Source organism: Candidatus Methylomicrobium oryzae (assembly GCF_016745425.1).
GTDB lineage: Bacteria > Pseudomonadota > Gammaproteobacteria > Methylococcales > Methylomonadaceae > Methylomicrobium > Methylomicrobium oryzae.
On record NZ_JAERVK010000013.1, the window covers coordinates 85,836 to 101,097 of the forward strand.

General features: G+C 46.0%; 9 protein-coding genes. All 9 read left to right on the forward strand.

The features are described 5' to 3' along the window. Window positions 1–174: 174 nt before the first annotated feature. Window positions 175–2,145, forward strand: coding sequence for a GumC family protein (locus tag JJL52_RS15065; RefSeq protein WP_202053312.1), 1,971 nt, complete (start codon window positions 175–177; stop codon window positions 2,143–2,145). 240 nt (window positions 2,146–2,385) lie between these two features. Then, window positions 2,386–4,275 (forward strand): XrtA/PEP-CTERM system amidotransferase, encoded by a 1,890-nt coding sequence (locus JJL52_RS15070; protein ID WP_202053313.1) that lies wholly within the window; start codon window positions 2,386–2,388, stop codon window positions 4,273–4,275. Window positions 4,276–4,337: 62 nt separating this feature from the next. Next, complete coding sequence (gene galE, locus JJL52_RS15075) at window positions 4,338–5,342, forward strand: UDP-glucose 4-epimerase GalE (RefSeq protein WP_436231527.1); 1,005 nt, start codon at window positions 4,338–4,340, stop codon at window positions 5,340–5,342. Between the two features lie 4 nt (window positions 5,343–5,346). Continuing rightward, window positions 5,347–6,552: a TIGR04063 family PEP-CTERM/XrtA system glycosyltransferase gene (locus JJL52_RS15080; protein WP_202053315.1), complete on the forward strand. Its 1,206-nt coding sequence runs from the start codon at window positions 5,347–5,349 to the stop codon at window positions 6,550–6,552. Between the two features lie 7 nt (window positions 6,553–6,559). After that, complete coding sequence (locus tag JJL52_RS15085) at window positions 6,560–7,768, forward strand: glycosyltransferase (protein WP_202053316.1); 1,209 nt, start codon at window positions 6,560–6,562, stop codon at window positions 7,766–7,768. Window positions 7,769–7,819: 51 nt separating this feature from the next. Next, entirely contained in the window at window positions 7,820–9,619 is a 1,800-nt protein-coding gene (locus tag JJL52_RS15090) for an asparagine synthetase B family protein (RefSeq protein ID WP_202053317.1), read from the forward strand. Between the two features lie 382 nt (window positions 9,620–10,001). Beyond that, window positions 10,002–10,952 carry a glycosyltransferase gene (locus tag JJL52_RS15095; RefSeq protein WP_202053318.1) on the forward strand — a complete coding sequence of 317 codons (951 nt, stop codon included), beginning with the start codon at window positions 10,002–10,004 and terminating at the stop codon, window positions 10,950–10,952. A 9-nt stretch (window positions 10,953–10,961) separates the two neighbouring features. Beyond that, window positions 10,962–12,989, forward strand: a complete 2,028-nt coding sequence (locus tag JJL52_RS15100) for a GtrA family protein (protein ID WP_202053319.1) — start codon at window positions 10,962–10,964, stop codon at window positions 12,987–12,989. A gap of 125 nt (window positions 12,990–13,114) precedes the next feature. Next, window positions 13,115–15,127: an LTA synthase family protein gene (locus tag JJL52_RS15105; RefSeq protein ID WP_236994283.1), complete on the forward strand. Its 2,013-nt coding sequence runs from the start codon at window positions 13,115–13,117 to the stop codon at window positions 15,125–15,127. The last annotated feature ends 135 nt before the right edge of the window (window positions 15,128–15,262 follow it).

The window sequence follows — 15,262 nt, forward strand, 5'->3', positions numbered from 1 at the left end:
AACGGGAAGATGAAATTTGGTTTCTGATGCCTGTTCATCCAAATCCAAGCTGACGTTGAGTAAATGCTGCCGTTTTTCAAACTTGCCGGACATTTTTGTGGCGATTTAACAAAAAACGAGTAGCAGGAGGTTTTTCATGCCATATTTTATTCTTAAGGTTAAAAAAAATACGCCATGGAAAATCTCACCTCTAAACTCCCTCTGCCGGACGGCTTGAATCCTCCGCCTGTATTGAATCAGCGTCCGTGGTTTCGTTCGCCACGGTTCATTACTTTTATTGCCGTTTTTTTGATCAGTGCCGCTGCCGGTTTAACCTACACTTATAGCCGGCCTGCCGTTTATCGCTGCAGCGCGACCTTATTGACCACCGAGATGACTGCTGTAGACCGTGAAGGAAGCGGGAGCATAGCGGATTTTCAACATGTCGCCATTCAGAAACAGGCTTTGCTGGGTTACGACATCATTACTGCGGTTCTGGCGCGGCTTAATGAGCCGTTAGCTAAGGCTTCAAATCCTGCGCGTTTTTCCATGGCGGACATCAGGAAAATGTTGGATGTTGTGCCGATCGAAGAGACCAATCTGGTGGAAATTCGAGCGGAAGGTTTTGATCCGGAAATATTACCCTTGCTCATCAATAACTGGATCGATGCTTATTTTAGTGCACGGGCTGAAGAAATTAAAAGGTCGACTCGCAATACAATCCATAGTCTTGAAGTCGAACTTGCGGGACTGACAGATAAAATCGACAAAGAGAGAAGCGAGCTGCTGACTTTCAGAAGCCATAACCAAATTCTATCGAGCGGAAGGGGGGAAAATGAAGCCCTGGCCCGTCTCAATGGCTTGACGCAGTCTTTGAATAAGGCGCTTGACGATGAAGTCAGGGCAAGAGCCAGGCTTAATGCGATAAAAAACGCGATAGCCAATGACGAAACGGTGGTTCCTCAAGAAGATCAAGGCGCGCTGCAGGGCTTCGAAAGCCGTTTGCAGGAGTTGCGCGAAAAACAAGCCGAGCTCGACAAGCGCTTTACCCGCGATTATTTAAATTTGCAGCCAACGCTGAAGGTTATACCTGGACAGATCAAAAAACTGGAAGCCGAAATCAAAGCGAAGCGCCGCTCCGGAAAAAACATCGTGTTGGTTGAGGCGGAAAAGGATTATGTTGCCGCTCAGCAAACGGTAAGGGAAATCCGCGCTCAGTTGAATGAGCATAAACAGCAGGCGGCAAAATTTACGGCCAAGTTTGCCGAGTACGAAACCAAGAAAAACGATCTTGATGGCCTTGAAAAATTGTACCGCGAAACGAAAGAAAGATTGGTACAAATCGAAACCAGCCATCGCGAAAAATATCCCCAGGTCGAGGTGAGCAGTCGGGCTTATTTATCTCCTGAACCCGTAAGACCGAATTATGGCCGCGATGCGGTCATTGCATTAGCGGGTTCTCTCTCGCTGGCCCTTTTTGCCGTTTGGATAGCTGATTATTTGACGCGTAAACAGGAACCGTCCACGCCTGTGGTGCTGTCCGGCATCCATATGTATCCGCAAGCCGCAGAACTGATGAGTTATCGGGAGGCATCCTTAAAGCCGCTGGAGCGGCAGCTCAATAAATCGCTTGTAAGTCCGGTATATCGCGAACTTTCCGTGGATGAGCTCAAGGCACTGCTTAATGTTTCTACTCTCAAAGGCAAACAGATTATCGGTTTTTTGCTGAGCGGACTAACTCTCGCAGAAGCGGCATCCCTCAAGCCCGAGCAATTCGATATGCAAGCGGAAACCATCTCCCTTGAGCCGCCAATGCAACGGACTTTAAGGCTCAACTATCCTCTCAAATCGTTGCTGGCGCAATCCGGAGGCTATCCAGTCTGGCTAGCTGAACAGTCTCGGTCTCCTGATGATTTGGCGGCATGCTTGCTTTGTGCTTCTCTTGACTCGGATTTGCCTACGCCTCTGGAGTGCAATGCCGAAGCCATCCGACACAGCTATATTCTTTATTTGGTTCGCCAGGGGCTTCGCCTGGCAGAGCTTGAACAAATCGTCGGTCATATAGATTCTGCTGCCATTTACGAATACAGTTCTTATTCGCCGCCGCAAAAAGGCCTCGGCATTGGCGATATCGAATTGGTGCACCCGGCACTGGCTTTTTCATGAGCTAGAATATATTCAGTAGAGAAATTCAAATTCGGGTTTACTGCTTTCAATTGGCAGCTTACTAATTCATGCCTCCAAGATCGGCAAAGTTATTGGCGGATAATTTTGGATAACTTTTTGCATGTGTTTTTTTGAAAGCAGCATCGGCCCTCGTTTCTCTCTTGACGGCGAAACGCCGGATACTGTTTACTTTAATAGCAAATAGTTTGTGATTTATTTTCAAAGCAGGAACAAGAAGTTATGTGCGGAATTGTCGGTATTTTCGATATAAGGGGAAAGTGCGAAATTAATCGGGACCTGCTTTCGCGGATGAACGAAACGCAGTTTCATCGGGGACCTGATGAGGGCGGATTACATATTGAACCCGGCTTGGGTTTTGGACATCGACGGCTGTCAATTATCGATTTGACCAGCGGCCAGCAACCCATGATTAGCCGCGACAATAACGTCGTTCTGACCTATAACGGCGAAGTCTACAATTTCCAGGAATTGAGAAAGGAACTGGAAGCGCTTGGTTTCCAGTTCGCTACGCACTGCGATACCGAAGTCATTCTTTATGGGTGGCAAGCCTGGGGTGAGTCATGTGTGGACAAACTGCGCGGTATGTTTGCGTTTGCGATTTGGGATCGGGAACGACAAACCTTATTTCTGGCTCGTGACAGGCTAGGCGTTAAGCCGCTTTACTATGCGGAATTGCCCGACGGCCAGTTTATTTTCGGTTCCGAATTGAAGTCTCTCAAATTACACCCGGACCTTCCCAAGGAACTGGATTCGACAGCCGTTGAAGATTATTTCGGCTTCGGCTATATTCCCGACCCCAAAACCATCTATAAAAATGTCTATAAACTCGAACCGGGATATTATTTAACATTAAAACGGGGAGATAAGTCATACCGCCCGCGTCAGTATTGGAATGTCAAATTCGCTGTTGATACGCCAAAAACGGAGCAGGCAATCCAAGCCGAACTCGTCGAGCGGTTGCGCGAAGCGGTAAAAATCCGCATGGTGGCCGATGTGACGCTGGGCGCGTTTCTGTCGGGCGGGGTGGATTCAAGCGCGGTCGTTGCAATGATGGCAGAATTCTCGGGTGATCGGGTCAATACTTGCTCGATTTCATTTGGCGATCCGGCTTTCAACGAGTCCGAGTTTGCGGCAAAAGTCGCGGCGCGCTACCGCACCGCGCACCGTGTCGAGCAAGTGGATCCGGACGATTTCTCCCTGGTCGACCGGTTGGCAGGGCTCTATGACGAGCCTTATGCCGACAGTTCGGCTCTGCCGACTTATCGCGTGTGCGAATTGGCAAAGAAACAGGTTACGGTAGCGCTTTCGGGAGATGGCGGTGACGAAAATTTTGCCGGCTACCGGCGTTACCGCTGGCATACTTACGAGGAGCGGATGCGCTCGTGGTTGCCTGACGGCGTCAGAAAGCCGCTGTTCGGCTTAATGGGACAGGTTTATCCCAAAGCCGATTGGGCGCCTAAAATTTTTCGTGCCAAATCGACTTTTCAATCGATTGCCCGCGACTCATTGGAAGGTTATTTCCATAGCGTGTCGATATTGCCCAACGACTTGCGGAGCAAATTGTTCAATCCGCGGTTTAAGCAGGATTTGCAGGGCTACCAGGCCGTCGAAGTATTCAGAAGACATGTGAATGAGGCGCCGACCGACTGCCCGCTGTCTTTGGTGCAATACCTGGATTTAAAGACTTACCTGCCTGGCGATATTCTTACCAAAGTCGACCGGGCCAGCATGGCGCATGCCCTGGAAGTGCGGGTGCCGCTCCTGGATCACAAGCTGGTCGAGTGGATTGCGGGCGTACAGCCGGAAATGAAACTCAACGGACGGGAGGGTAAATACATTCTCAAAAAAGCGATGGAAGCTTATTTGCCGGACGATATTCTATATCGCCCCAAGATGGGCTTCGCGGTGCCTTTGAATGGCTGGTTCAGAGGGCCGTTAAAAAATAAAGTGCGGGATGCGCTTTTAGGCGAGACGATGATGCAGTGCGGCCTGTTCGATCAGAAGTTTCTTTTGCAGATGGTCAATCAGCATGAGAGCGGCTTGCGGGATTACAGCGCGCCGATATGGTCGTTGTTTATGTTCGAGGCGTTTTTGAAAAATGGTGATTAGATCATCGGTTCCACTGAAACGCTGACAGCATATTGTTTAATAGGGGAGGGAAATTGATTCTGGTGACCGGCGGTGCAGGTTATATCGGCAGCCATACCTGTGTGGCTTTGCTCCAGGCAGGGTATGAGATTCTGGTAGTGGATAACTTAAGTAACAGTAAGAAGGAATCCTTACTCCGGGTGGAAGCGATTACGGGCAAAAAAGTGCCTTGGGTACAGGCGGATGTGCGCAACCGGGGAAAGATGCGGGAGCTCTTCTCAGCTCATCCGGTCGAAGGCGTAATTCATTTCGCCGGCTTGAAGGCGGTGGGCGAGTCGGTGGAAAAACCGTTGCGTTATTACGATGCCAATGTGGCGGGCAGCATGGCATTGGCCGAGGTCATGCAGGAGTTCGGCGTCCGCCTCTTGGTGTTTAGCTCCTCCGCCACCGTCTACGGGGACCCCGCCATGCTGCCGATTCGCGAAGATTTTCCGGTGGGAGCGACAACGAATCCCTACGGCCGTTCGAAGTTGATGGTGGAGCAGATCTATACCGATCTGGCAGTTTCCGATAAGGCTTGGCAAATCGCCCTGCTGCGCTACTTCAATCCGGTGGGGGCGCACGGCAGCGGCTTGATCGGCGAAGACCCCAGCGATATTCCAAATAATCTTATGCCTTATATCAGCCAGGTCGCCGTCGGCAGACGCGAGCGATTGACCGTATTCGGCAATGATTATCCTACGGTGGACGGCACCGGGGTGCGCGATTACATTCACGTGATGGACTTGGCGGAGGGTCATGTCAAAGCGCTGGCCTGGCTGCAGAATCATACAGGAGCGCACGTGTTTAATTTAGGCACAGGGCGCGGTTATAGCGTACTGGAGGTGGTGAAGGCTTTTGAGACGGCCAGCGGACGTCCGGTGCCTTATCGATTTTCGCCTAGGCGGGCCGGCGATGTGGCGGCAGTGTATGCCGATGCGATGAAAGCCGAACAGGAATTGAAGTGGAAGGCCTCGCGCGGCATTGAGGCCATGTGCAGGGATGCCTGGAACTGGCAGCAACAAAACCCTATGGGCTACCCCGATTGAAAGCATGAAAATTTTGCATATTCTGGATCATTCCATTCCGCTTCACAGCGGTTATACCTTTCGCACCCGAGCCATCCTGGAGCAGCAAAGACGGTTGGGCTGGGAAACATTCCATGTTACCTCGCCCAAACAAATCGGCGCGAAAGCGCCGGTAGAAGAGGTTGACGGCTTTCAATTTTACCGTTCGAAGCCTGTTGAAGGCTTGCCTGCCAAACTGCCGCTCCTTAATCAATGGGCTGTGGCCGATTCGCTTGCAAAACGGCTCGACCGGATCATTCCCGAGATCAGGCCCGATATTTTGCATGCCCATTCTCCGGCACTGAACGGAGTGGCAGCGCTGAGAGCGGCAAAAAAATTCAGACTGCCGGTCGTTTACGAATGCCGCGCATTTTGGGAAGACGCCGCAGTCGATCACGGCACGACGACGGAGGGCAGCCTGCGTTACAGGTTGACTCGAGCCCTGGAAACTCATGTCTTCAGGCAGGCGGATGCGGTTACCGCCATTTGCGAGGGATTGCGCCTCGATATCATCGCGAGAGGCATTCCCGAAAATAAAATTACCGTTATTCCGAATGCGGTCGACATTGAAAAATTTACTTTCAATGCAAAAGCCGACCCCGTTTTACGGGACGAGCTGGGGCTGACCGATAAAATTGTCCTCGGCTTTATCGGATCGTTCTATGCTTATGAGGGGCTTCCTTTATTACTGGATGCAATGCCTGCCATTCTGCAACAGGCGCCCAATGTCCGCTTGTTGTTGGTAGGGGGCGGTCCTCAGGAAGAGATACTCAAACAAAAAACGGAAAACCTGGGATTGGGCGGGCACGTCATTTTTACCGGAAGGGTTCCTCATGATCGGGTGACAGACTATTACAATCAGGTCGATATCTTCGTTTATCCGCGCCTGCCCATGCGGTTGACCGAATTGGTAACACCGCTTAAGCCTCTGGAAGCGATGGCCCAGGGACGCCTTGTGGTCGCATCGGATGTAGGGGGACATAAAGAACTCATCAATCGGGGTGAAAACGGCTTTTTATTTTCTGCAGGCGATGAGCAAAATCTGACGCGAATACTAATTGATCTGATCGAGCAGCGATCGGAATGGGAGACTATAAAAGCCAATGGCCGCACGTATGTGGAAGAGGAGCGAAATTGGGCGGCAAGCGTAGGCCGCTATTCTGCCGTTTATTCGAAACTTTGCGGATATTAGCCATTTTATGGAATCAAAACAGCCCCGCCTGATTGTTTTCAGTTCCTTGTTTCCGAGCTCTGCTCAACCCAATGCAGGCGTTTTTATCAGGGAACGTATGTTTAAAGTGGGCCAACATTGCCCCCTTGTTGTGGTTTCCCCTGTTCCCTGGTTTCCGTTGCAACATCTCTTACGCCGCTATAAGCCCGGATTTAGACCGCAGCCGCCGCGTTATGAAAATCAGCAGGGTGTTGATGTCTATTTTCCCCGTTTTTTTTCGGTTCCCGGTTTTTTCAAAAATCTGGATGGTTTCTTCATGGCGCTGTCTGCGCTGACAACCTTATACAGGCTGAAGAAACAATTCGCTTTCAATATCATCGATGCCCACTTTGCCTATCCGGATGGCTATGCCGCAACTTTACTCGGAAAATGGTTTAACGTGCCCGTGACTATCACCTTACGTGGGACGGAAGTTCCGTTATCAAGAATGCCAGGGCGGAAAAAAAGACTTCTTAAGGCATTGGATCGTGCAACTAGAGTCTTTTCGGTTTCAGATTCGCTTAAACGGCATGTCGTCTTGCTAGGTGCTCAAGAAGATAAAATAGAAGTTATCGGGAACGGTGTTGATACTCAAAAGTTTTATCCGATTGATAGACTCATCGCACGCGAGCGCTTTGCGTTATCTGCACAAACTAAAGTGTTTATTTCCGTTGGAGCATTAGTTGACAGAAAAGGCCATCATCGAGTCATCGACATCCTACCGGCACTGCTAAAAGAATTTCCTGATTTAGTTTATTTGATCGTGGGAGGGGCATCTCCCGAAGGTGATAATCGCTTATTTCTGGAGCAAAAAGTGTCTCAGATGCAATTGTCGGAGCATGTCAGATTGTTAGGGGCATTAAGTGCAGAGGAAATCAAATACCCTCTTTCAGCAGCTGATGTGTTTGTGTTAGCCACTTCTAACGAAGGCTGGGCCAATGTTTTTTTAGAAGCAATGGCTTGTGGTTTACCGGTAATAACTACGGATGTCGGTGGGAACAAGGAAGTAGTAAAAGAAGCCTATCTGGGAGAAGTTGTTGAGTTTAACAACTCACAAAGTCTTTTCGATGCACTTTTAGCGGCCTTAAACAAAACTTGGGATAAAAGCACAATTATAGAGTACGCAAAGCAAAATTCCTGGGATAAACGCGTTGATCGTCTGGTGACTATTTTTTATAGCTTAATAGGCAATCGATGAGCCGCACGGCGCTGTAAACAGCGATTCTTAATTAAAATTAAAAAGGCAATTATGGGATTTTTAGCTGGTTATGTCGCGAATAACTTAAATCAGGAAGAGGCAGTCCGCTGGCTGCAAACTTTAAAAAATCAAGCCCCTGAATTTTTGAAAATAGATCTGGAGTGTCATGTCTCTGGCCGTTTTGGATGTTTAGCTCCTCAAAAAAATTTGATTGCCGGGCCTGATTATGTTGTCGCAAGTGTAAATGATCAGCCTGCTCGCTCCCTTCACAATTTTGCCGAACGCTTTAATAAACTGAATTCTGCTTCGCTCGGGCAACAGGACTATCCGTTCAGTGGAGCCATGTTCGATGCTTCCTCCAATGAAATTAGCTTAATCACCGATTATTTGGGACTAAAGCATCTTTACTATGCTCAATTAAAGGAAGGACTGGTTTTCGGCAGTACTGCGGACATCGTGATCTCCCATCCTCAAGTCAGCGCCGAGCTATCGCAACAGGCTCTTTACGATTATCTCTATTTTCATCATTGTCCAAGCCCTAACACGATATACAAACACGTAAAAAAACTGGAAGGCGGGCAATTACTCAATTATAGAAATCAAGATATTGCAGTCTCTTATTATTGGCTACCGGAGTTCTCAGAGCATAAGATACAGTCGTTGCACGAGGCGGGACAGCATTTGCAGGAGCAGTTAATCCAGATTGTCAAAGACTATGCAAATGATCCTGATGATACCGGCGCTTTTCTGAGCGGCGGTTTAGACAGTTCGAGCGTTGCCGGAGCTTTATCGCGTATTTTTCCGGACAGGGCCAAAACGTTTACGATGGGGTTTCCGGTCGAAGGTTACGACGAGATCGAATATGCGCGCATTGCGACGCAGCATTTTAATACCCGTTCTCACGAATATTATCTGACACCGGAAGATACCGTCTCGGCAATACCCGAGATCGCCGCATATTATGACGAACCTTTTGGAAATTCCTCGGCGCTGGCGGCGTATTATTGTGCCAAAATGGCCAAAGAAAACGGCATTAAAGTGATGTTAGCGGGAGATGGCGGCGATGAATTGTTTGCCGGAAACGAACGCTATGCCAAGCAACTTTTGTTCGACAGGTATTATCACATCCCGGGCTTGGCAAGAACATTACTTAAGTCAGGCTTGTATCAGGTCCCGCAAGTTTTTCTAAAAAACAAAATCATTCATAAAGCCAAGCGCTATGTAGAGCAAGCCGAAATTCCACTGCCGGATCGTCTTCAGGACTACAACTTTCTAAATCGGCATTCGGGCCACGAAATTTTCAATGCCGAATTTTTAGAGAGCGTTGACGTCAACGCGCCGATACAAGGCCTGCGCAATTGTTATAACCGGCCGGAAAAAGCCAGCGTACTCAATCGTATGCTCTACATGGACTGGAAGACGACGCTGCATGATAACGATCTGGTTAAAGTCAATAAAATGTGCGAAATGGCGGGCGTTGCCGTGCGCTATCCGTTATTGGATAAGAAAATCATCGATTTATCTTGTCGGATTCCGTCGTCTGATAAGCTTAAAGGTCAGCAATTGCGCTGGTTTTATAAGCAGGCGATGCACGATTTCTTGCCGAAGCAAATCATTAATAAATCCAAGCATGGATTCGGGTTACCGTTTGGAATTTGGCTCAAAGATCACAAACCATTAAAAGAGCTCGCTTATGACAGTCTTCTTGCATTAAAAAAACGCGATTTTTTTAAAAATGATTTTCTTGATCATGCTATTACTATGCATCAAAGTATCCATGCTGCTTATTACGGTGAATTGATCTGGATATTGATGATGCTGGAGCAATGGTTACAGACTAGGCGACGATAAATGGAATATTCCCTTAAGGAAATCCTGATTAAGTCTTTTCGGCAAGTTCAGGACGAACGGTAAGCTGTTGCTTCAGTTCATGGTGAACTTTTCGGGCTATAAACGAAATTAAGTTATTCAGAGTTGCCCTAAGGTGATCGATATTTTGAATATCTAGCGAATTGTTTTTTGCGTTATCTATTGATAGCACTAGCTAAGCCTGGAATATAGTATGCTTAATCAATAGTCGTATGATGGGAAACTACCTATTTCCACAAGATTTTTTATTCAATAAATTTAATCACCGCTAGCCATTTAAAAAGCAGTTATTTTTCTATAAAGTTCCTGCCAATAATTGCTAATTTTTCGCTATATCCAGCCAACACAGTAAGAGAGTTGATATATGCAAGATGATTTTATTGCTAGTTTAAGCAAGAGGAAAATAGCTGTACTTTTGCCTTGTTACAACGAAGGCTTAGCTATCCGTAGAGTAGTCACAAATTTCCGCAAAGAACTACCTCAGGCAACAGTTTATGTTTATGATAACTGCTCTTCAGACAATACATCTGAGGAGGCTAAAGCAGCAGGCGCCATAGTACGGTATGAACAATGGCCGGGAAAAGGGAATGTGGTAAGAAGAATGTTTTCGGATATAGACGCTGAGATCTATATTATGGCAGATGGGGATGGGACATACGACGCCAGGGCCGCCCCTCATATGATTCAGCATCTTATTGACAAGAATCTCGACATGGTCGTCGGTACTCGGCGTAATGTCTATAAAAATGCTCACCGTATAGGGCATGGATTTGGGAACCGGCTTTTCAATGGAATGTATCGCAGTTTATTTGGGCCTTTATTCACTGATATATTTTCCGGATACCGGATTTTTTCAAGACGATTCGTAAAAAGTTTTCCAGCAATTTCCAGTGGCTTTGAAATTGAGACGGAAATGTCGGTTCATGCCAGTCAACTCCGTATGCCTATCGCTGAGATTCCAACGGAATACGGGGCCCGCCAAGAAGGATCGGTCAGTAAACTCCGAACATTTCGCGACGCATTTAGAATTATGTTTACCTTTTTAATTTTATTTAAGGAAATTCGGCCGGCCCGATTTTTTGGGTTACTCGCTATTGGATTATCGATATTCGCGGTTGTTCTGGCATTTCCGCTACTTATAACCTATATGGAAACAGGCTTAGTGCCAAGATTTCCAACCGCAATTTTAGCCACAGGGCTTATTTTAATGGCAAGTATATGTGCTGTAAGCGGGTTAATCTTAGATAGTGTTGCTCGAGGACGGCTGGAGCATAAGCGCATGTGGTATATGGCCAATAATAATATTTCTGAATAATAATTATATATGTTTGTTCGCTTTCTTTTTGTTGGAGGGATAGGATTCGTCATTGATGCGGGTATTACCTATCTGCTTATTCAACAAAAGGTGGCGCCTTGGGGAGCCCGGGTCCCAGCTATTATTCTTGCGATGACCTTTACATGGCTCGCCAATCGTTATTTCACTTATCAAGTAAATAAGCCGCATTCTGCTAGTGAGGCCGTACGATACGGGATCGTCTCGCTGAGCATGGCTTCTGTCAATTATTTGGTTTACCTTTTGTTAGTGCATTATGGAGTCTGGCCGGTGGCTTCTGTAACCCTAGCGACAGCATTCCAAACTATCATAAGTTTCAATGTGTATAGATATTTCGTATTTATGGAACCTGGCGGAAAAATGCCAAACACTAACTGGCTATACAATTTGAGACGCCTTAAATTGATTACCTGGAAAGCATGGTTCTTTGACGTAACTATTTATATGACCGCATTGGCTGTTTTGGCTATAGCCATGAACTCTCTTCATGCTCTGGATAGCGGTCTTTCGGGAAGTGATGAAGGCTCTCATTTTCTTAATAGCTTTTTGATTTGGTCCTATTTGACAGAGGCGCTCGGGCAAAATCCATTGTCTTACGCTCAAGATTTTTATGTTCACTACCCTAAGATTTCTATTGGACATTGGCCTCCTCTTTATTATGCTTTTTTGAGCTTATTTTTCTTTGTTCTTCCCCACGCGCCCTGGCCATTTCTAATTATTAATTTAATGGTTGGGGCATTCCCCGCTCTTTTAGTTGCGAGAGTGGTTCGGCAGGTGCTTGGATTACCTTGGGCGATATTGGCTGCGCTTACCTATGTCATGAGCCCGATTGTACTTAATAACACAGTGCGTCTTATGCTGGATCAGGCGCTTGCTGGCTTATGTTTTTTAGCGGCGCTGATTTGGAACGCTTATGCAAAAGCACCTAATCTGCGTTTAGGGATTGCTTATGCATTGGCTGCAGCTGCCGCAATTTTGGTGAAAGGCAACGGTTGGGTACTGGGATTATTTCCCTTGTTACATATTGCATTGACAGGCGGTTGGAGCCTGCTTAAGGATTGGCGCACCTATCTTTCCGGTATCATTGGGCTCATAATTGTCGGAGGCTGGACACTCATAACGTATAAAATTTCCAGTGATGGATTTAATTATGCTTGGGGAGTCGAATATTTCATGTTAGCGGCATCCACGTTCTTGTCCGCTTTATATGCTAATTTAGGTTTTTGGGGTTTGATCGCCGTAATTCTCGGTATAGTCAAAACTTTCTTTTCACAAAAAGATAATGAAATTAAAGAGATTGGAATAGTATGTTGCTCGCTGGTAATGGTGACTCTTCTTTTCCATTCTATCGTCCCTGTCGATTTAGATCAGCGATACATGTCTTCCGCAGTCCCCCCTTTAGTGATACTCATGGTGATTGGCGTATGGATAATTATGCAGCAACTCCGATCGATAACTACTCAATCTTGGATTGTTTTTCCGATTGCACTGGCTTTATTTTCCATCCCAGGAGGGGAATTTCTAAATAATCGCCCAATGAGATTCGATATGCATATGGATTTAATAGCTAATGAGATAACTAAACACCCTGGTGGTAGAGTCATTGTTATTGATGGTAATGCCGGTGCAGAAGGTGCGCTAGCTGCCGAGGTAGCGCTTAAAGATTCTTATCATAAAAATTTTGTGGTGCGGAGTTCGCAATTATTGGCAAAGTCAGATTTCATGGGGCATCGCTATGCACTTAAAGTTGATAATCCGGAAGCTGTTCTAAGGCTGCTCGACAGCATTTCCTGTAGTGCAATAGTAATTGCAGACGGCCCATTTATTACGCCCCGATTTGCGCATTCCGATCTTCTTTGGTCTGCTTTGCAACTTCCTTCATCCCCTTTCAAATTAAAACAGATTTACAAACATGAGAGGCATAAAGGGAGTACTTATCTATTTGTGAGAAATGTTTATGTTCAGCCTCAACAGGAAACTATAGTTCAAATGAATTTTTCAGAAAAGTCATTGCGATAAGCGATTCGGCTTATATGCATCACTTTTGATTCATTATGGATAATAAAGGGCTTATATTAGATTTTCTAGAGACCTTTAAGATAATTGCAATTCATTAATTAAATTTACAACTTTGGGTAATGTTTTTGGCTTGGCTGGAAAAAACTTTATGGCGTCACCGCAGATTCATTTCAGCCTTGACAGTTATTTTTATTATTCAATTTTTTGAGCTCGCCCTCTTATATGTTAAATATGATATTTTTGTAGGCGGATTTTTACAGCCCTACGCTTATAGGACTCCACTTCAAAGAGCTCTTTTTATTGCTATATCGTTTTGGTACGATTTTTTACTTTTCGGGGCGCTGGCTTATTTTTGGTTCTATATCGCAGATCGACTCAATAAATACGGTATCTTGATTTATTACAGCTTTACCATTGTAGTCCTTCTAATAATGGGCATTTGGCTGGGGCTCAAATTCAAAGTCTTGTCGTATTTCAACGATACGATTAACTATCAGATCATTGCCAACCTTGGCGGAGGAAGCTTAAAGCAAGGCTTGCTGTATGCGGCCAATGAGATTGTGCTGTTTACCGCTATCCTGGCAGTAATCATGCTTATCTTCGCATTCAGCACTCGTTTCCTGAAAAATCATCAGTATTCTCGAGATTATCAAAAACAGATACCACAATCAGCTATTTTAAAATGGTCTCTCATCTCGATGGCAATTGTGACACCGCTGATTACATACAGGCTCTCTGATAACGCGCTTTTACGTTACGGGCTTGAAAAGAAAACCTCATATAAGATGATCAGTGCGGGTTTGGATAGTTTGACCGATTTTGATCGCGATGGTTATGGATCTTTTGGATATCCAAAAGATTCGGCGCCATGGGATGCCCGAATTTACCCAGGAGCATTGGATATTCCAGGAAACTCGATTAACGAGGACGGTCTTTTGGGCGATGCCGAGCTGACTCCTTTGGCTTCAGATCCTTTAAGAGGAATCTCTCCCAAACCAGGTAAGCATATTGTGCTGATTGTCCTGGAAACAGCGCGAGCTGATTTATTGGACCAGAAAGTTAATGGCCATTATGTAGCGCCTGTAATGCGCGAAATCGCTCGGACCGGCACATCCGCTGAATATGCATACAGTCATACCGGCTATACGACGACATCTCTGATGGCATTATTTAATCGGGAACTGATTCATAACGATGATCGCATTAAGTTACTCGATTTTTTGAAAGATTCTGGCTACAACATTTCGATTATTTCAGGGCAGGACGAGTCGTTTGGAGATGTTGCCACAAATACCGGTATGAACAAAAAAGGGAATTATTATTTCGATGCGCGTACCGCTATTGAGGATCGCGTTTATCCAAGTAAGGATTCCGGTAGTTTGAGGCTTAGCGAAGAGCGAGTTGTTGAGCAATTTCGAAAGCGCTTTGCCGAACTGAATTTTAATCAGCCTCAGTTCATTTATTTAAATTTTCAGGCTGCGCATTTCCCCTATTCACATCCGAACATGCGTAAAATACTGATCGAGGAATTTATTCCACGTTCGGAAATTCGTAGCCAAAACCGCGAATGGGTCGCGGCAACTTATTGGAACGCGGTCGCTAACGCCGATTGGGCGGTCGGGCAGGTGGTCGAGGTATTGAAGTCGAAAAATCTCTACGGCCAAACTACATTAGTAGTATTGGGCGATCACGGCGAATCGTTATTCGAAGACGGTTTTCTCGGCCACGGTCATGCAATTAATGAGGCGCAAACGCATATTCCTCTCCTCATAAACGATCCGAGCATCGAAATTCGTGAAGCAGTTGGTCAAGTCGATGTTGCGGAAATCGCGATTCGTTCCGCTTTGGGTCTGAAAAACCAATGGTTAAACCCCGATAAAACAGTATTTCAATTAGTTGGAAGCCTCAAGCTTCCAGCATTAATAGGACATATCACTTACGGTGGCAAACGGGTGATTTTCGATTTTCGAAACGAACAAGTCTATATGAGCGACTTGCAGCAATGGAAACCTTACGGGGACTGGTTGGAAGATGTCGATCAACAATCCCGGATTACAAATTTAATCCGAGAATGGGAAAATTTGAAATGGCATGAGTTTGAATTCCGGAAACAGAGCCGGCTTATAAAAATGCACTAATCTATGCGAAGTCATTGAAAAGGGCAGGTCAAAGAGAAAGGTATTTGACGAAATTTCATTTAATTTAATGGTTGTATACCGCGTTGAAAAGTACATCAGTTTTATATACTGTGTTATTACGAAACTTATACGAAA

Coding starts and splice junctions, on each gene's coding strand:
- JJL52_RS15065 (WP_202053312.1), top strand. CDS start 175: ATGGAAAATCTCACCTCTAAACTCCCTCTGCCGGACGGCTTGAATCCT.
- JJL52_RS15080 (WP_202053315.1), top strand. CDS start 5,347: ATGAAAATTTTGCATATTCTGGATCATTCCATTCCGCTTCACAGCGGT.
- JJL52_RS15095 (WP_202053318.1), top strand. CDS start 10,002: ATGCAAGATGATTTTATTGCTAGTTTAAGCAAGAGGAAAATAGCTGTA.
- JJL52_RS15085 (WP_202053316.1), top strand. CDS start 6,560: ATGGAATCAAAACAGCCCCGCCTGATTGTTTTCAGTTCCTTGTTTCCG.
- JJL52_RS15100 (WP_202053319.1), top strand. CDS start 10,962: ATGTTTGTTCGCTTTCTTTTTGTTGGAGGGATAGGATTCGTCATTGAT.
- JJL52_RS15090 (WP_202053317.1), top strand. CDS start 7,820: ATGGGATTTTTAGCTGGTTATGTCGCGAATAACTTAAATCAGGAAGAG.
- JJL52_RS15070 (WP_202053313.1), top strand. CDS start 2,386: ATGTGCGGAATTGTCGGTATTTTCGATATAAGGGGAAAGTGCGAAATT.